Annotated in this window: 15 protein-coding genes; 6 read left to right on the forward strand and 9 right to left on the reverse strand. The window is 67.9% G+C overall.

Going from position 1 to position 16,966, the window contains the following annotated elements; genetic code table 11:
• Positions 1-20: 20 nt before the first annotated feature.
• The 4 genes from LPA45_RS04585 to xdhA all read right to left on the reverse strand — a co-directional run bounded on the left by LPA45_RS04585 (position 21) and on the right by xdhA (position 6,150).
• Entirely contained in the window at positions 21-1,076 is a 1,056-nt protein-coding gene (locus LPA45_RS04585; RefSeq protein WP_116317498.1) for an adenosine deaminase, read from the reverse strand.
• Positions 1,077-1,127: 51 nt separating this feature from the next.
• Positions 1,128-2,117: a xanthine dehydrogenase accessory protein XdhC gene (gene xdhC, locus LPA45_RS04590; protein ID WP_116317499.1), complete on the reverse strand. Its 990-nt coding sequence runs from the start codon at positions 2,115-2,117 to the stop codon at positions 1,128-1,130.
• A gap of 156 nt (positions 2,118-2,273) precedes the next feature.
• On the reverse strand, positions 2,274-4,628 hold the full coding sequence (gene xdhB, locus LPA45_RS04595) for a xanthine dehydrogenase molybdopterin binding subunit (protein WP_116317500.1): 2,355 nt from the start codon (positions 4,626-4,628) through the stop codon (positions 2,274-2,276).
• Positions 4,629-4,647: 19 nt separating this feature from the next.
• Positions 4,648-6,150 (reverse strand): xanthine dehydrogenase small subunit, encoded by a 1,503-nt coding sequence (xdhA, locus tag LPA45_RS04600; protein WP_116317501.1) that lies wholly within the window; start codon positions 6,148-6,150, stop codon positions 4,648-4,650.
• A 220-nt stretch (positions 6,151-6,370) separates the two neighbouring features.
• Between xdhA and LPA45_RS04605 the strand changes: the two genes are divergently transcribed.
• Positions 6,371-7,318: a LysR substrate-binding domain-containing protein gene (locus LPA45_RS04605; protein ID WP_063241445.1), complete on the forward strand. Its 948-nt coding sequence runs from the start codon at positions 6,371-6,373 to the stop codon at positions 7,316-7,318.
• 26 nt (positions 7,319-7,344) lie between these two features.
• On the opposite strand, the gene LPA45_RS04610 is transcribed toward LPA45_RS04605, so the two are convergent.
• Positions 7,345-8,190 (reverse strand): substrate-binding domain-containing protein, encoded by an 846-nt coding sequence (locus tag LPA45_RS04610; RefSeq protein WP_116317502.1) that lies wholly within the window; start codon positions 8,188-8,190, stop codon positions 7,345-7,347.
• A 145-nt stretch (positions 8,191-8,335) separates the two neighbouring features.
• Here LPA45_RS04610 and LPA45_RS04615 point away from each other — a divergent pair, with 145 nt between their 5' ends.
• The 5 genes from LPA45_RS04615 (at position 8,336) to LPA45_RS04635 (ending at position 13,996) form a co-directional block, all read left to right on the forward strand.
• A complete protein-coding gene (locus LPA45_RS04615; protein ID WP_116317503.1) occupies positions 8,336-9,433 on the forward strand; it encodes a substrate-binding domain-containing protein in 1,098 nt (365 codons plus the stop codon).
• Between the two features lie 117 nt (positions 9,434-9,550).
• Positions 9,551-10,159, forward strand: a complete 609-nt coding sequence (locus tag LPA45_RS04620; RefSeq protein ID WP_116317504.1) for a DUF4126 domain-containing protein — start codon at positions 9,551-9,553, stop codon at positions 10,157-10,159.
• Positions 10,160-10,250: 91 nt separating this feature from the next.
• Entirely contained in the window at positions 10,251-12,872 is a 2,622-nt protein-coding gene (locus tag LPA45_RS04625) for an ABC transporter permease (protein WP_116317505.1), read from the forward strand.
• Positions 12,873-12,896: 24 nt separating this feature from the next.
• Entirely contained in the window at positions 12,897-13,346 is a 450-nt protein-coding gene (locus LPA45_RS04630; protein ID WP_233527958.1) for a group II truncated hemoglobin, read from the forward strand.
• 53 nt (positions 13,347-13,399) lie between these two features.
• Complete coding sequence (locus LPA45_RS04635) at positions 13,400-13,996, forward strand: DUF924 family protein (RefSeq protein ID WP_116317506.1); 597 nt, start codon at positions 13,400-13,402, stop codon at positions 13,994-13,996.
• Positions 13,997-14,020: 24 nt separating this feature from the next.
• On the opposite strand, the gene LPA45_RS04640 is transcribed toward LPA45_RS04635, so the two are convergent.
• The 4 genes from LPA45_RS04640 to LPA45_RS04655 form a co-directional block, all read right to left on the reverse strand.
• Complete coding sequence (locus LPA45_RS04640) at positions 14,021-14,605, reverse strand: TIGR00730 family Rossman fold protein (RefSeq protein ID WP_116317507.1); 585 nt, start codon at positions 14,603-14,605, stop codon at positions 14,021-14,023.
• Complete coding sequence (locus LPA45_RS04645) at positions 14,602-15,303, reverse strand: TetR/AcrR family transcriptional regulator (RefSeq protein WP_116317508.1); 702 nt, start codon at positions 15,301-15,303, stop codon at positions 14,602-14,604. The genes LPA45_RS04640 and LPA45_RS04645 overlap by 4 nt, the downstream gene beginning before the upstream one ends.
• Before the next feature lie 108 nt (positions 15,304-15,411).
• A complete protein-coding gene (locus LPA45_RS04650; protein WP_116317509.1) occupies positions 15,412-15,894 on the reverse strand; it encodes a diacylglycerol kinase in 483 nt (160 codons plus the stop codon).
• A complete protein-coding gene (locus tag LPA45_RS04655) occupies positions 15,824-16,936 on the reverse strand; it encodes a glycosyltransferase family 1 protein (protein ID WP_116317510.1) in 1,113 nt (370 codons plus the stop codon). The genes LPA45_RS04650 and LPA45_RS04655 overlap by 71 nt, the downstream gene beginning before the upstream one ends.
• Positions 16,937-16,966 lie beyond the last annotated feature (30 nt).

Consider the following 16,966-nt stretch of genomic DNA (forward strand, 5'->3'; position numbering starts at 1 on the left):
CGGGCTATTGCATGCGCCGTTCAGGCCGTGGGGGCCGTCGCGGGCGGGGATTTGGGCCTGGCCGACCAGAAGTGGTCGACTTCGGCCAGGAACTCGGCCTTCTGCTGGTCGGACAGGAAGGCCGCTTCAAAGCTGTTGCGCGCCAGCTTGTGTGCGTCGGACTCGTCCAGCGGCAGCGCGTCGAAGGTGGCTTCCCAGTTGGCGTTCATGTAGCCGCCAAAGTAGGCCGGATCGTCCGAATGCAGCGTGATCGCCACGCCCGCATCCAGCATGCGCTTGAGCGGGTGGTCGCGCAGGTCGGGGTAGACCTTGAGCTTGACGTTGGACAGCGGGCATACCGTCAGCGCCACGCGCTCGCGCGCCAGGCGCTGGATCAGCGCGGCATCGTCGATGGCACGCACGCCGTGGTCGATGCGCTCGACGTTGAGGATGTCGAGTGCGTCGGTGACATATTGCGCCGGACCTTCCTCGCCAGCGTGTGCGACCAGGTGCAGGCCCAGCTCCTTCGCCCGCGCGAACACGCGTGCGAACTTCTCCGGGGGGTTGCCTTTCTCGGAGGAATCCAGCCCCACGCCGACGAAGCGATCGCGGTAGGACAGCGCGGCTTCCAGCGTGGCAAAGGCGTCTTCTTCCGACAGGTGGCGCAGGAAGCACAGGATCAGGCTGCTGGAGAAGTCATACTCCGTGCGTGCCTGGGCCAGCGCGTCGGCAATGCCGTCGATCACCACGCCGATCGGCACGCCGCGCGCGGTATGGGTCTGCGGATCGAAGAAGATCTCGGCGTGGCGGACATTGTCGGCGACGGCGCGCTTGACGTAGTCCATGGTCATGTCGAAGAAATCTTCCTCGGTCAGCAGCACGCTGGCGCCGGCGTAGTAGATGTCCAGGAACGACTGCAGGTCGGTAAAGGCATAGGCGGCGCGCAGCGCCTCCACGCTGGGGTAGGGCAGCGCCACCTGGTTGCGCTGGGCGAGCCGGAAGATCAGTTCCGGCTCAAGCGTGCCTTCGATATGCACATGCAGTTCGGCCTTTGGGGTACGGCGGATTTTGTCCGCCAGTGCGGCATCGATGGTCATGGGGGCCTCGTGTTCTCTATGCCCGCCGGCCAGGGCCGGCGGCACGGGTTCTCAGGGATGCACCGCCTCCGCCAGGCCCGCACGCAGCGCGGCTAAGCGCTGCTCGCGAACCTGGAGCAGCTGGGCGACGATGGCTACCGCAATCATAGCCGGAGCCTTGTCGGTAATCCCGGGAACCCCCATGGGGCATGTCATTTCCGCAAACCTGGCCGGGTCGATGCCGTGCTCGGCCATGCGGTGTTCAAAGCGTGCGCGCTTGGTCTTGGAGCCGATCAGGCCGAAGTAGGCAAAATCGGTGCGCTTCAGGATTTCTTCGCACAGGGTCTGGTCAAGCGCATGGCTGTGCGTCATCACCAGGAAATAGCTGCCCGCCGGGGCCTGCGCGACCACGGCCTCGGGCGTGTCGCTGGCCTCGGCCTCGACGTTGTCGGGCAGGCCGCCGGGGAACAGCGTGTCGCGCTCGTCGACCCAGTGGACGCGGCACGGCAGCGTCGCCAGGACCTTGACCAGCGCATGGCCGACGTGGCCGGCGCCGAACAGCACCACGTGCATGGCATCGGGCACCAGCGTGTCGGTCCAGCTGCCATCCTGCTGCAGGTCGACGGTGGGCAGGACGGCGCGGCTGTCGGCAAAGGTCACTGCGCCAGTGGCGGGCACGTGCCGCTGCAGCGAGCGCTGCGCGGCGAAGTTGCGTTCGACCGCGTCGAGCCACGCCAGGTCGGCTTCGCCGAGCACCTCGAATGCCAGCTGCACCACGCCGCCGCAGCACTGGCCCAGCGCCGGGCCCAGCGGGATGCGCTCGATGCGGCGCTGCTCATGCCGCACCAGCATCTCCCGCGCGATATCCATGCCGCGCCACTCCAGGTGGCCGCCGCCAATGGTGCCGACCAGATCGTTGGGGCTGACCAGCATGCGGATGCCGGGCTCGCGCGGGGCCGAGCCCTTGACCTCGACGATGGTCACCATCGCCACCGGCACGCCAGTGCGCACCATGCGGGCGGCGTCGGCGAAGCGGAAGGGTTTGAGCGGTGCGTCCTGCATGTCGGGGGCCTTGTTCGAATACTGGGTCTTGCTTGGGGGCAGGGTTGGCGCGCGCCTGCTTCTTCCGCCGGCCCCGTGCCTGTCAAGGCAGGCACGGGGGGAAAGTCCGGGGCGCCCGCGGGCGCGCGCTTCCTTGCGATCGCTTCGTTGCTGCGCTCAGGCAGCCTGGGCTGCCGCGTCGCGCACCGCTTCCACGGCGTCGAGGATCGCCTCGCTGGTGGCGGGCGCCTTCAGCGGCGGGTTGATGCGGTAGTCGCCCACCGCCGCGATCGCGTCGCGGATCGCGAAGAACACCGAGAACGGCAGCAGCAGCGGCGGCTCGCCCACAGCCTTGGAGCGGTGGATGCTGTCCTCGACGTTCTGGTTCTGGAACAGGCGTACGTTGAATTCCTCCGGGCAGTCATTGACGGTCGGGATCTTGTACGTGGACGGGGCGTGCGTCATCAGCTTGCCGTCCTTGTTCCACCACAGTTCCTCGGTGGTCAGCCAGCCCATGCCCTGGATGAACGCGCCCTCGACCTGGCCGATATCCAGCGCCGGGTTCAGCGAGCGGCCGGCGTCGTGCAGCGCATCGGCGCGCAGCAGCTTCCATTCGCCGGTGAGCGTGTCGACCAGCACCTCGGAGCAGGCGGCGCCGTAGGCGTAGTAGTAGAACGGGCGGCCATGCAGCTTGCTCTGGTCCCAGTGCAGCTTGGGCGTGGTGTAGAAGCCGTCGGACCACAGCTGCACGCGCGCCACGTAGGCCTCGCGCGCCAGGTCGCCGAAGGACACGCGCAGTTCACCGGCGCTGACGAGGTCATCGTTGAAGCGCACTTCGGAAGGCTCGACGCCTGCCTTGCGCGCGGCAAACGCGGCCAGGCGCTCGCGGATCTGGCGGGCGGCATCCTGCGCGGCCTTGCCGTTCAGGTCGGCACCGGTCGATGCTGCGGTCGCCGAAGTGTTGGCCACCTTGCTGGTATCGGTCGCGGTCACGCGCACGCGTTCCATGCGGATGCCCAGCTCATGCGCCACCACCATCGCCACCTTGGTGTTGAGGCCCTGGCCCATCTCGGTGCCGCCGTGGTTCACCAGCACCGAACCGTCGTTGTAGACGTGCACCAGCGCGCCGGCCTGGTTGAAGTGGGCCACGTTGAACGAGATGCCGAACTTCACCGGAGTGATGGCGATACCCTTCTTCAGGATCGGGCTCTGCGCGTTGAACGCGCGGGTGGCCTCGCGGCGGGCGCGGTATGCGCTGGTCGCGACCAGTTCGTCGATCAGCTCATGGATGACGTTGTCTTCCACGGTCTGGCCGTAGGGCGTGACGTTGTTCTCGGTCTTGCCGTAGAAGTTGGCGCGGCGCACGTCCAGCGAATCCTTGCCGACGTTGCGGGCCACGTTGTCCAGGATGTACTCGATCGCGAACGCGCCCTGCGGGCCGCCGAAGCCGCGGAAGGCGGTGTTGCTCTGCGTATTGGTCTTGCCGCAGTAGCCGTCGATCTGCACGTTCGGCAGCCAGTAGGCGTTGTCGAAGTGGCAGATGGCGCGGGTCATCACCGGGCCCGACAGGTCGGCGGAAAAGCCGGCGCGCGACACCATTTCGACCTTGACGCCCTCGATGCGGCCGTCGTCATCGTGGCCGACCTCGAAGTCGAACACGAAATCATGGCGCTTGCCGGTGATCATCATGTCGTCGTCGCGGTCCGGACGCAGCTTGACCGGGCACATCAGCTTCCACGCGGCGAGCGCTGCGCAGCAGGCGAACAGCGCCGACTGCGACTCCTTGCCGCCGAAGCCGCCGCCCATGCGGCGACACTCGACCAGCACCTGGTGCGCCTGCCAGCCCAGCATATGGCAAACGGCGTGCTGCATCTCGGTCGGGTGCTGGGTTGAGCACCACACGTGCATGCCATCGTTTTCACGCGGGGCGGCGTAGGAGATCTGGCCTTCGAGGTAGAACTGTTCCTGTCCGCCCAGGCGGATATTGCCGCCGTCCTTGTGGGCAGCGCCGGCGATATGGCTGGCGGCCTCGCCGCGCTTCAGGTGCATCGGCGGCAGCACGTAGCTGCCGGCTTCGTGCGCGGCCTCCGGCGACAGCACCGGCGGCAGGTCTTCATACTCGATCACGCCCAGGCGTGCGGCGCGGCGGGCGGCGTCGTGCGAGGTCGCCACCACGATAAAGACCGGCTGGCCGATGAACTGCACCACGTCGCGCGCCAGGATCGGGTCGTCGTGGATGATCGGGCCGCAGTCGTTGGTGCCGGGGATGTCGTCAACCGTCAGCACCGACACCACGCCGGGCGCGGCGCGGACCTTGTCGAGCGAGATCGACTTGATGCGTGCGTGGGCGCGGCTGCTCATGCCAAGCGCGGCGTGCAGCGTGCCGGCCAGCTCGGGGATGTCGTCCGTGTAGGTGGCGGTACCGGCCACGTGCAGGTGGGCGGATTCATGCGGACGCGAGATGCCGACCTGCGGCACTGCCTCGGCGGCAATGGTGGCGTCGAGCAGGAAGGGTTCGGTTTGCTTGTTCATGCCGATTTTCCTTTTTCTCTCAGGCCGTGACGATTGCGATGGTGCCGGCGCCGGGCGCACGGACGTTGACGGCTGCCGCGGGCAGCGCTTCGCTGGTGGTTTCCAGCCAGAAGCGGTACAGCAGGTTGGCGGCGCCACGGCTGCGATACGACGCGGTCGCGCGCATATCGCTCAGCGGGGTGTAGTCCTGCGCCAGCGCGGCCATGCCGGCGCGGGCGGTGGCTTCGTTCCACGGCTGGCCGATCAGTGCCGCTTCCGTGGCAGCCGCGCGCTTGGGCGTGGCGGCCATGCCGCCGAAGGCGATGCGCGCCTCGCTGACGATGCCGTCCTGCACGGTAATGCCGAATGCGGCACACACGGCGGAGATATCCTCGTCAAAACGTTTGGACAGCTTGTAGGTGCGGAAGTGCTGCAGCCCCGCCACCGGCACGCGCAGCGCGGCGACGAATTCGCCCTGCTGCATCGCGGTCTTCTGGTAGGCCAGGTACAGGTCTTCCAGCGGCAGCGTGCGGCGGGTTTCGCCAAGCTGCAGCACCACTTCCGTGCCGAGCGCGATCAGCGCCGGCATCGAGTCGCCGATCGGCGAGCCGTTGGCGATATTGCCGCCCAGCGTGCCGGCATTGCGGATCGGCAGCGAAGCGAAGCGCTTCCACAGCTCTTCCAGTTCCGGGTGCGCCGCGTTCAGCGCGGCATAGGCTTTTTCCAGCGTCACGGCAGCGCCGATTTCGACCATGCCGTCGCGTTCCTCGATCCGGTTCAGGTCTTCCACCTGGCCCACATAGAGCAGGTTACCCAGCTCGCGGAACTGCTTGGTCACCCACAGGCCGACATCGGTGCTGCCGGCCAGGATGCGGATATCGGGCTGCGCCGCCTTGATCGCGCCGAACTCGGCCGCAGTGCGCGGGGCAAAGAAGTCCTGGCCCTGCGCGCGGTAGCGGAAGGTCTCGCCGCGCTTGAGGTTGCGCAGCGTTTCGGCGATCTGCTTCGGGTCCAGCCTGTTGTCGGTGGGGGCGGGCAGGGCCATCATGCGCTCGCCGGCGTCGATGATCGGGCGGTAGCCGGTGCAGCGGCACAGGTTGCCGGTCAGCACGTCGCAGATGGTCTGGCGCGAAGGGGCCTCGCCACCCGGGGTGTGCTGCTGGTACAGCGCCCACAGCGACATCACGAACCCGGGAGTGCAGAATCCGCACTGCGAGCCGTGGCACTCGACCATGGCCTCCTGCACCGGATGCAGGGTGCCGTCGGCCTGGCGCAGGTCCTCGACCGTGATCAGGGCCTTGCCGTCCAGCGTGGGCAGGAACTGGATGCAGGCGTTGACCGCCTTGAATTCGACGTCGCCGCCGCCCTGCAGCTCGCCGATGACGACGGTACAGGCGCCGCAGTCGCCTTCGGCACAGCCTTCCTTGGTGCCGGTGCAGCGGGCGTCTTCACGCAGGTACTGCAGCACGGTGCGGGTAATGGGGGCGTCGGATACTTCCTTGACCTGGCCGCGGTGGAAAAAGCGGATGGTTTGCGTCTCCATGGTCTTCTCTCTCTTGGGGATGGCGGAAACATAGCATCGCTACGTTTCATGCAATATTCGACCCAGGTGATATGCGCCATCAGCGGGCACGCCCGTCGGTGCCCGGCCGCACTGAGCGGTATGCCGATTTGACCGATTGTGGGGTGCGTGTCATACACTATGCGCCGTTCCCATCCCCCACGCCACCCATCTGGCCCCCGCCGGAGGGCTGCCCATCGCCATGCACGGACGCGACCATCTCGATACTTATTTGCTGCGGGTGCTGCACACCCTGCTGACCGAGCAGAGCGTGACCCGTACCGCCGTGCGCCTTGGCCAGTCGCAGCCCGCCATCAGCAACACGCTGAAGCGCCTGCGCGAGATCACCGGCGACGCCATTTTGGTGCGGGGCAAAAACGGCATGGTGCCGACCGAGCGCGGCCGCGAACTGCTCGCGCTGGCCGAGCAAAGCCTGGCGGCGATGGACCGCATCGCCCGCCCGCCGCAGCAGTTCGACCCGGCCACCACCACGCGTACCTTCCACCTGGGCGCGCCGGACTACCTGGACGCGTTCTTCCTGCCCAATATCGTCGAGCGCGTGCGCCGGCTGGCGCCGGGCGCCAAGCTGTTCGTGCATCCGATGACGTCGTCGTCGGACTTCCTTGACGACCTGGAGCAGGGGCAGCTGGATATCGTGGTCGGCAACTGGCTGTCGCCGCCGGAGCACCTGCATATTTCGCCGCTGTTCGACGATGAAGTGGTCTGCATGCTGGGCGCCCAGCATCCGCTGGCACGCAAGGGGCTGACGCTGAAGCACTATCTGGAAATGCCGCACCTGGCGCCTGCGCCATATGCATCGATGCAGCGCAGCATGATCGACCAGGCGCTGGCCGAGCAGGGCTACAAGCGCAATATCCAGGTGACGCTGCCGTATTTCGGGCTGGTGCCGTATGTGCTGATGAAGACCGACATGGTCTTCACCACCGGCCGCCAGTTCGCGGCGCACTATGCGCAATACCTGCCGATCCGGATGGTGCCGTCGCCGGTGTCGTTCCCGCGCATGCGCTTCTACCAGCTGTGGCACGAGCGCTGCCATGCGGCGCCGGACATCATGTGGATCCGGCGGATGATCGCAGAGGTGGCAGCGGACCTGCCGCAATTGCCGCGGCTGGAGGCGGAGGCGGGGTGAGGCGGGGTGTGGTCCCCCCCGGCGCCTTATTTCTGCGCGGTCTGCGCCTTGTAGCTCGGGAAGAACAGCTGTTCCCCCTCCACCTTGTACCCGGCGATCGCCTCCTGCCCTTCCTTCGACGTGATCCACTCCACCAGCTTCATCGCATCCGCATAGTTGGTGCCCGAGTGCCTGGCCGGATTGACCGCGATGATCCCGTACGGATTGAACATCTTCGGGTCGCCCTCGATGGCAATGGCCAGCCCCGTCTTGGCGCGGTAGGCGCCGTAGGTGGCGCGGTCTGACAGCGTGTAGCCCGGCATCTGCGCGGCCATGGTCAAGACCTCGCCCATGCCCAGCCCCGCGCTGACGTACCACGGCTTGCCCTTGGGCTCGATGCCGATCTCTTTCCAGTAATCCTTTTCCATCACGTCGGTGCCGGAGTTGTCGCCGCGCGAGATGAATTTGCTGCCGCTGCCGGAGAGCTTGCGGAAGCCTGCCAGCACGTCCTTGCCGCCCTTGACGCCGGCAGGGTCGCTGGCCGGGCCGACCACGATGAAGTCGTTGTACATCACGTCGCGCCGGTTGACGCCGTAGCCGGCGGCGACGAATTCGTCTTCCATCTTGCGGGCGTGGACCAGCAGCACGTCGACATCGCCCATCTCGCCCATTTTCATCGCCTTGCCGGAGCCGACGGCGATCACCTTGACGCTGACGCCGGACTTCTGCTCGAAGCGGGGCAGCAGGTATTTCAACAGGCCGGAGTTCTCGGTGCTGGTGGTGGTGGCGAGTTTCAGTTGCCCGGCATGCGCGGCCGACATCATGACCAGGCAGGCGACGGCGGTGGCACGGCGCAGATGGCGGAGCGGGCTGGAGGTGTAGCGCGGCTGCATGCTGGGATCCCTTTAGTTATGTTCTAACGGACATAATTGCCTTTCGCTATAGCTCTCAGGGAGAATGCAACGAAAGACAAAGAAACATGGGGGTGTTCATTGTGGTCCAGCAAGATTTCCCAAGTAAATATGAGACGGAGAACATATGAGCTTTCGCTTTGACTTGTTCCCCGTCATCGCGCCCGACGACAATCCGCGCGCCAACGACAAGGTGTTCCAGCTGCTCAAGGCGGTGCGCGAGACTGGCTCGCTGCACCGCGCCGCGCGCGAGATCGGCTTGTCGTACCGCCATGCCTGGGGCGTGATGCGAACGTGGGAAGAGATGCTGGGGCGCACCATGCTCGACATGGAGCGCGGCCGCGGCGCCTCGCTGACGCGCTTTGGAGAGCGGCTGCTGCGTGCCGAGCTGCGCTTGCGCGAGTCGGTCGAGCCGGTGGTGCAGAAGGCCATGGCGGAGTTCATCGCCGAGCTGGACGATGCGCAGCAGCCACAATCCAGCGTGCATTTCACCGGCAGCCATGATCCGGCGGTGGAACTGCTGGCCGCAGCGCTGGGGGAGGCGACTACACCGTTGAAGCTCGATACCGTGTTCTGCGGCAGCGTGGAAGGGCTGGTCTGCCTGCAGGAGCGGCAGTCGGAGCTGGCGGGCTTCTACGTCTCGCCGGTACAGACGGCGGGGTCGGTGGCGCATGTGACCTTGCGCAAATGGCTGCGGCCGGCGTCGGTACGGCTGCTGCGGCTGGCGTGGCGCGAGCAGGGGCTGATTGTGGCGCCGGAAGTGGCGCGCGAGATCCGCGACCTGCGCGACCTGGTGCGCACCCAGGCGCGCTTCATCAACCGCCAGCGCAGCTCGGGCACGCGCATGCTGTTCGACCAGCTGCTGGCGGCGCAGGGCCTGTATCCGGACCAGATCGCCGGCTACGAGGATACCGAGTTCAGCAACGAGAAAGTGGGCGAGGCGGTGCATGGCGGCCGTGCCCAGGTCGGCTTCGGGCTGCGCATGAACGCGGAAAGCCTCGGCCTGGCCTTCGTGCCGCTGACGCGCGAGGCCTATTACCTGGCGTTGCGCAAGAACGACCAGACCGCCGGCTGGCTGGCGGCGCTGATGGCCCTGCTGGCCGATCCGGCGTTTGCCAGACGCATTGAAGCGCTGCCGGGATACGCCATGGCGGAGCCGGCCGGGGTGCTGACGCCGCAGGAGGCGCTGCCCTGGTTCGGGCCGGACGGCAAGGAAGGCAACTGAGCGGCGGGCCGGGCGGCCTGCCGTTGGCATGACGGGCCGCGCTGCCCGTCCGCCCCGGTCGTATTACACTCCTTGCCAGGGCGTGCCCCGCGCGCGCCCGGCCTTGCAAGGAGCACCATGCTGGAAACCGCCGCGCTGGCCGCGGGCATGTCCTGGGCCAGCGGTTTTCGCCTTTACCTCGCCGTGCTCGCCGCCGGCGTGATGGCACGCCTGGGCTGGCTGGAGCTGCCGCCCGGGCTGCAGCCGCTGGAATCGTGGTGGGTGATCGGCATCGCCGCGGTGCTGGCCGTGGCCGAGTTCGTTGCCGACAAGGTGCCGGGCTTCGATACGGTCTGGGACGGCATCCATACCTTCGTGCGCATCCCCGCCGGTGCGATCCTGGCGGCTGCCGCATTTGGCCAGCTCGACCCGCAGTGGGTGGTGGCGGCCGGCCTGATTGGCGGCACGCTGGCCGGCACCGCGCATGCGGCCAAGGCTGGCACGCGGGCGCTGATCAACGTTTCGCCGGAACCGTTTTCCAACTGGGCAGCCTCATTCACCGAGGACCTGACCGCAACCGGCAGCCTGATGCTGGCGTTTTTCCTGCCGGTGGTGTTCCTGGTGGTGCTGGTACTGTTCCTGGTGGCCGCCATCTGGCTGCTGCCCAAGCTGTGGCGCGGCGTGCGCCGGCTGCATGCCGGCCTGCGCGGCGGCAGCGCGCGGTCGGGGCGGCCGGGACCGCCCTAGCTTTTGCCGTCCACGCCGGATCCGTATTCCTTGTTTCCGGCTTTCCGACTGACCCGAGGCGCACCGGCGCCACGCAAGAACCGAACCACCGATGCCCCCCGAGTCCGCCATCGACGCCCCGACCACCAACGCCAGTCCCGCTGCCGGCGCGCTCAATGCGCAAGCTGGCAGGTTTTCCGCGTGGCGCCAGGCGCTGCGCATGGCGCGCCGCGACTGGCTCGCCGGCGAGCTTTACCTGCTGCTGTTCGCGCTGGTGCTGGCGGTGGCGGCGCTGTCCAGCGTCGGCTTCATGGCTGACCGCATGCGGCTGGGGCTGGAGCGCGATGCGCGGCAGATGATCGCCGCGGACGTGCTGCTGGTCTCGGACCATCCCTTCGACGCCGCCTTCGCGCAGCGCGCCAGGGAACAGGGGCTGGCGGTCGCGCAGACGGTAACCTTCCCGAGCATGGCCACGGCCAGCGGCAAGCCGCGCGCCGCCGGCGCCGAGGCGCCCAGCCAGCTGGCCGCGCTCAAGGCCGTGACCGACGGCTATCCGCTGCGCGGCAGGCTCAGGGTGACCAACACGCCGGGCACGCCGGATGCGCCCGCCGAAGGCATCCCCGCGCCGGGCACGGTATGGGTCGACGAAGCGCTGATGGGCGCGCTCGGCGTCGGCGTGGGCGATGCGCTGCAGCTCGGCAGCCGCACCTTCCGCATCGACCGCATCATCACGCAGGAGATGGACCGCGGCACGGGCTTCATGAACTTCGCGCCGCGCGTGCTGATGCCGCTGTCGGACCTGGAAGCCACCGGCCTGATCGGCTGGGGCAGCCGCGTGACCTACCGGCTGCTGGTGGCCGGTACGGATGCGGCCGGCGCCGCGTACCAGAAGTGGGCCCGGGATGAGATTGGCCGCCGCAAGCTGCGCAACACCCGGATCGAGTCGCTCGAATCCGGCCAGCCGCAGATGCGTGCCACGCTCGACCGGGCCGAGCGCTTTTTGTCGCTGGTGGCGGTGCTGTCATCGATGATCGCGGCGGTGGCGATCGCGATGTCGGCGCGCCGCTACATGCAGCGCCATACCGACGCCTGCGCGGTCTACAAATGCCTGGGGCTGTCGCGCGGACAGATCCTGCGCGCGTTCGGGCTGGAATTCCTGCTGATCGGCGCGGGCGGTGCGCTGGCCGGCGTGCTGATCGGCTACGTGGCGCACTACGGGCTGCTGCTGTCGCTGGGCGGGCTGCTCAAGGTGTCGCTGCCGCAGCCTTCGGCGTTGCCGGCGCTGGTGGGCGTGCTGGCCGGGCTGGTGCTGCTGGCCGGGTTTGCGCTGCCGCCGCTGCTGGCGCTGACGCGCGTGGCGCCGCTGCGGGTGCTGCGGCGTGATATCGGGCCGCCGCCGGTGTCGGCGTGGGTCGCGTATGCGCTGGGCCTGGGCGCCTTTGTCGCGCTGCTGCTGGTGGCGGCGCGCGACCTGCGGCTCGGGTTGACCACGGCCGGCGGCTTTGTCGCCGCCGGCGTGGTGTTCGGCGTGCTGGCGCTGGGCCTGCTGACGCTGCTGTCGCGCGTGCTGCGCGGCCGCCTGCGCGGCGCCGCGTCGATGGGCTGGCGCTTTGCCCTGGCGGTGCTGGAGCGCCGCCGCGGCGTCACCGTGCTGCAGACCGTGGCGCTGGCGGTGGGGCTGATGGCACTGCTGCTGCTCGGCATGACCCGCAACGACCTGGTCGATTCGTGGCGCAGCGCCACGCCGGCCGATGCGCCCAACCGCTTCATCATCAATATCCAGCCCGACCAGCGCGAGCCGCTGCGCATGATGCTAGCCGGCGCGGGCATCAAAGACCTGCTTTATCCGATGGTGCGCGGGCGCCTGACCCATATCGGCGAGCGTGCGATCCAGGCCGGCAGCTTCGAGGAAGGTCGCGCGCGCAACCTGGTCGAGCGCGAATTCAACCTGTCCTATACCGATGTGCTGCCGGAGGGCAACCGCGTGATCGCCGGGCGGTGGTCCGACGGCAGCGCCGGCACCGACGCGGGCGCCTCGGTGGAGGAGGGCATTGCCAAGACGCTGGGAATCCACCTCGGCGACACGCTGCGCTTCGACGTGGCCGGCCAGGCGGTGCAGGCACGCGTGACCTCGCTGCGCAAGCTCGACTGGGGCTCGATGCGGGTCAACTTCTTCGTGATCCTGCCGCCGTCGGCGATGCAGGGCATGCCCGAGACCTACATCACCTCGTTCCACCTGCCGGCTGCCAGCACGGCGCTGGGCAACCGGCTGATCGCGGCCTTCCCCAACATCACGGTGGTCAACACCGACATGATCCTGCGCCAGATCCAGGACATCCTGGACCAGGTGATCGCGGCGGTGGAGTTCCTGTTTGTCTTCACGCTCGCCGCCGGGGTCACGGTGCTGTACGCGGCGCTGTCCGGGGCGCGCGACGAGCGCATGCGCGACGCCGGCCTGCTCAAGGCGCTGGGGGCGTCGGCGGCACTGGTGCGGCAGACCCAATACGCTGAATTTTTGGTCGTGGGCGGCCTGGCTGGCTTCCTGGCGAGCCTGGGCGCGATCGCGGTAGGGTGGGGGCTGTCGCAGTTCGTGTTCGACTTCCCGTACCGCTTCAATGTGTGGATCGTGCCGGTCGGCGTGGTTTCTGGCATGCTGTGCGCTTTTGCCGGCGGCTGGCTGGGCCTGCGCGAAGTGCTGCGCCAGCCGGCGCTGGCGACCTTGCGTGACGCCTGAGCGGCACCGCGCCCCGAGTGTGTGATGAGTACTGAATCCAATCAAAAATCCGACAGCGCCGGCAGCGCCGGCAGCACCCCTGAAGGGCAGACCGAAGTGACGGCGTTCGACCTGGTCGGCGGCGAGGCGCGCGTGCGCGAGCTGGTCGACCGCTTCTACGACCTGATGGACCTGGAAACCCAGTTTGCCGGGCTGCGCGCGATCCATCCGCCTTCGCTGGAAGGCTCGCGCGACAAGCTGTTCTGGTTCCTGTGCGGCTGGCTGGGCGGCCCCAACCACTTTATCGAGCGTTTCGGCCATCCGCGCCTGCGCGCGCGCCACATGCCGTTCGAGATCGGCGTCAGCGAGCGCGACCAGTGGATGCGCTGCATGGCATTGGCGATGCAGGACGTCGGCCTGCCCGAGGACCTGCAGCTGCGCCTGATGCAGGCGTTCTTCCAGACCGCCGACTGGATGCGCAACGTCGCGCGCTGAAGCCACGCTGAAGCGCCTACCTTCCCCTTTTCATCGCGAAAGAATCTCCGCTTATGTCCGTGCAACTGCCTGAAGGTGCCTGCCGCGTGCTCGATTTCTGGTTCGACCAGCCTGGTTCAGCGGCCTGGAATACCTCGCGCCCCGCATGGTTCATCAAGTCGGATGACTTCGATGCCCAGATCCGCACGCACTTCCTGTCTGACTGGCAGGTTGCCAGCGAGGGCGCGGCGGACGACTGGTCGGTCACGCCCGCAGGCGCCTGCGCGCGCGTGGTGCTGCTGGACCAGTTCCCGCGCAACATCTTCCGCAACGACCCGCGCAGCTTCGGCACCGATGCGCAGGCGCTGGCGCTGGCCAGGCGCATCGTCGCCACCGGCATGGACCGGGCGCTGCCGACGGACTACCACCGCATGTTCTGCTACATGCCATTCGAGCATTCGGAAGCGCTGGAGGACCAGGACGAGGCGGTGCGGCTGATGACGCAGCTGCGCGAGTCCAGTGGCGGCAAGGTGGATGTGGTGGAGTGGGCCGACAAGCACCGCGAGATCATCGTGCGCTTTGGCCGCTTCCCGCACCGCAATGCGGTGCTGGGCAGGCCGAGCACGGCCGGGGAACAGGCGTTCCTGCAGCAGCCGGGCTCGTCGTTCTAGGCGCGGCAGGCGCCGCGCCGGGCATCAGGTCTTGTCGCGGGCCTGCTGCCACTTGTCCACGCGCACGCGCGGCGCGGCGGCCAGCTGGTCGAGCAGCGTGCCAGGCAGGTCGGCCACATGCAGCAGGTCGGCATGCACCTGCTTCAGGAAACCTTCCTGCACGGCATGGTTGAGGAAACCCAGCATGCCGTCATAGAAGCCGCTGACGTTGAGCAGGCCCACCGGCTTGTCGTGGTAGCCCAGCTGCAGCCAGGTGAAGGTCTCGAACAGCTCTTCGAAGGTGCCTACGCCGCCGGGCATGGCGATGAAGGCATCGGAGCGGTCGGCCATCATCTGCTTGCGCTCGTGCATGTTGCGCACCACGTGCAGCTCGGTCAGGCCGCGGTGGCCAACTTCCTTCTGCATCAGCGCGTCCGGGATGATGCCGATGACGGTGCCGCCGTGTTCCAGCACCGCGTCGGCCACGGTGCCCATCAGGCCGACCTTGCCGCCGCCATAGACCAGCGCCAGGCCGCGCTCGGCCAGCGTGCGGCCGAGCAGGCGCGCGCCCTCGGCATATTCGGGGCGGTTGCCGGGGCTGGAGCCGCAATAGACACAGACAGATTTCACTTCTTTTCCTTTGCCGCCTCGGTGGCTGCCCTGGATGCCGCGTAATCGCGGGCCAGCTGGTCGAAGGCCTCGCGCGCGCGGCCGCGCAGGTAGGGCGCGAGGATCGAGAAGATGTGGTAGCTGGAGCCGTGCAGGTAGCCGCGGATCTGCTCGGGATCGTTGTACTGGCGCGGATGCTGCACGAACTGGAACGACAGCCAGTAGGTGGCGATGACCACCATGTTGGTGCAGATCGCCTCGACCTGCTCGGGCGTGGCTTCCATCTCGCCGTCTTCCAGGAACTGCCGGCAGATCTCGTGCGCGAAGCGCTGCTTCTGCTCGACGATGCGCTTGAAGTTGGTCTCCAGCATCCGGTTGCGCGCCAGCAGGTCGTTGATGTCGCGATACAGGAAGCGGTAGTTCCACAGGAACTCGGACATGTACTGCAGGTAGCCCCAGCTCTCGTCCAGGGTCGCCTTGTGGTCGTCCGGCATCTTCAGCCGGCGCTCCATCTCCTGCTCGAAGCGCACGAAGATGGAGTTGATGATGTCGTCCTTGTTGCGGAAGTGGTAGTAGAGATTGCCGGGGCTGATCTCCATCGCTTCCGCGATCGTCGTGGTGGTGACGTTCGGTTCGCCGACTTCGTTGAACAGGCGCAGCGAGACGTCGAGGATGCGGTCCCTGGTACGGCGGGGGCCGGTTTGCGGTTTCGGTTCCATGGGCGTCCGGGCGATGGGTCGATCGGTGAATCGTGGCAGGGTAGCGATTATAAGCAATCGGCCCGGCCCAAGGCCCGGCGGGCCCTGGCTGGTTCCCCGCCCCGGAGGTCAGCCGGCCAGTGCCCGTGCCCAGTGCACCACGTGGGGCCCGGCAATGGCAAGCCAGGTGCCCCCGCACAGCACCAGCGCCAGCAACACCGCTGCGCTGCCGAAATCCTTGGCGCGCTTGGACAGGCTGTGGCGTTCCAGCGAGATCCGGTCGATTGCCGCCTCGACGCTGGAGTTGAGCAGTTCCACGATCAGCACGACCAGGAGCGTGCCGAGCAGCAGGATGCGTTCGACCACCCCCACCGGCAGCAGGAAGGCGCATGGCGCCAGGATCGCCACCAGCGTCAGTTCCTGGCGGAACGCGCTTTCCTCCAGCACCGCGTAGCGCAGGCCGGACAGCGAGTTGATCGCGGCACGCCAGGCGCGTGCCAGGCCGCGGTTGCCTTTGTGGGGGTTCTGCTCGATCGTGTAGTCAGCGCTCTGGGCTGCCGGCGGCCTCTGCAGGGGCGGGTCGGACGGCAGTTCCGGATGGGGTTTCGGCATGGGTTTGCGATGCGGGTTGGGCCGCTGCGCCGACCGGCTTGCCGGCGGCGAACGGCCGCAAGTGGGCCAGGAACTGCTCGGAGGCGGCGCGCCATGAAAACCTCTCGGCATGGCCTCGGGCCGTGGCGCGGTCGATGCGCAGCGCTTCCAGGCAGGCTTCGCGCAGGTCTTCGTGCATCACGCCCGCGGGGCTGTCGCCCAGCACGTCGATCGGGCCGGTGACCGGGTACGCCGCCACCGGCAGGCCGCTGGCCAGCGCTTCCAGCAGCACCAGCCCGAAGGTGTCGGTGCGGCTCGGGAACACGAAGACATCAGCCGAAGCATACACCCGGGCCAGTTCCGGCTGGCTCAGCACGCCCAGGTAGTTGGCGCCGGGATAGCGCGTACGCAGCGAGGGCAGTGCGGGGCCGTCGCCGACCACCCACTTGGAGCCGGGCAGGTCCAGCGCCAGGAAGGCCTCGACGTTCTTCTCCACCGCCACGCGGCCCACGTACAGGAAGATCGGGTGCGCCGTGTTGAGCACGTTGGCGCGCTGTGGCGTGAACACGTCCAGGTCGACGCCGCGCGTCCACAGCACGCCATGGTCGATGCCGTGCTGGTGCAGGTCGTCTAGCACCACCGGCGTCGGCGCCATCACCGACTGCGCCGGGCCGTGGAACCAGCGCAGGAAGCGGTAGGTCCAGGCCAGCGGGATCCCGAAGCGCGCCTGCACGTACTCCGGAAATCGCGTGTGGTAGGCCGTGGTGAAGGGCAGTCGCCGGCGCAGCGCATGGCGCCGCGCGGCCAGGCCCAGCGGGCCTTCGGTGGCGATATGCAGGGCATCGGGGCCGAACGCTTCGATGCGCCGCCGCACCCGCGCCGACGGCAGCAGCGACAGCCGGATCTCGGGGTAGGTCGGGCACGGCACCGTGCGGAATTCCAGCGGCGTGATCATGTCGACCGTGTGGCCCAGTGCCTCCAGCTCGCGGCGCGTGGATTTGAGCGTGCGCACCACGCCGTTGACTTGCGGTTCCCAGGCATCGGTGACGATCAGGATCTTCATGCAGCCTCCTCGGGGGCGTTGGCAGGGCAA

It is taken from the genome of Cupriavidus sp. Agwp_2, from assembly GCF_040784895.1.
GTDB lineage: Bacteria > Pseudomonadota > Gammaproteobacteria > Burkholderiales > Burkholderiaceae > Cupriavidus.

Bases quoted from the DNA above. Each gene is read 5' to 3' on its own strand.
- LPA45_RS04585 (WP_116317498.1), bottom strand. From the start codon at position 1,076: ATGACCATCGATGCCGCACTGGCGGACAAAATCCGCCGTACCCCAAAG.
- xdhC (WP_116317499.1), bottom strand. From the start codon at position 2,117: ATGCAGGACGCACCGCTCAAACCCTTCCGCTTCGCCGACGCCGCCCGC.
- xdhB (WP_116317500.1), bottom strand. From the start codon at position 4,628: ATGAACAAGCAAACCGAACCCTTCCTGCTCGACGCCACCATTGCCGCC.
- xdhA (WP_116317501.1), bottom strand. From the start codon at position 6,150: ATGGAGACGCAAACCATCCGCTTTTTCCACCGCGGCCAGGTCAAGGAA.
- LPA45_RS04605 (WP_063241445.1), top strand. From the start codon at position 6,371: ATGCACGGACGCGACCATCTCGATACTTATTTGCTGCGGGTGCTGCAC.
- LPA45_RS04610 (WP_116317502.1), bottom strand. From the start codon at position 8,190: ATGCAGCCGCGCTACACCTCCAGCCCGCTCCGCCATCTGCGCCGTGCC.
- LPA45_RS04615 (WP_116317503.1), top strand. From the start codon at position 8,336: ATGAGCTTTCGCTTTGACTTGTTCCCCGTCATCGCGCCCGACGACAAT.
- LPA45_RS04620 (WP_116317504.1), top strand. From the start codon at position 9,551: ATGCTGGAAACCGCCGCGCTGGCCGCGGGCATGTCCTGGGCCAGCGGT.
- LPA45_RS04625 (WP_116317505.1), top strand. From the start codon at position 10,251: ATGCCCCCCGAGTCCGCCATCGACGCCCCGACCACCAACGCCAGTCCC.
- LPA45_RS04630 (WP_233527958.1), top strand. From the start codon at position 12,897: ATGAGTACTGAATCCAATCAAAAATCCGACAGCGCCGGCAGCGCCGGC.
- LPA45_RS04635 (WP_116317506.1), top strand. From the start codon at position 13,400: ATGTCCGTGCAACTGCCTGAAGGTGCCTGCCGCGTGCTCGATTTCTGG.
- LPA45_RS04645 (WP_116317508.1), bottom strand. From the start codon at position 15,303: ATGGAACCGAAACCGCAAACCGGCCCCCGCCGTACCAGGGACCGCATC.
- LPA45_RS04650 (WP_116317509.1), bottom strand. From the start codon at position 15,894: ATGCCGAAACCCCATCCGGAACTGCCGTCCGACCCGCCCCTGCAGAGG.
- LPA45_RS04655 (WP_116317510.1), bottom strand. From the start codon at position 16,936: ATGAAGATCCTGATCGTCACCGATGCCTGGGAACCGCAAGTCAACGGC.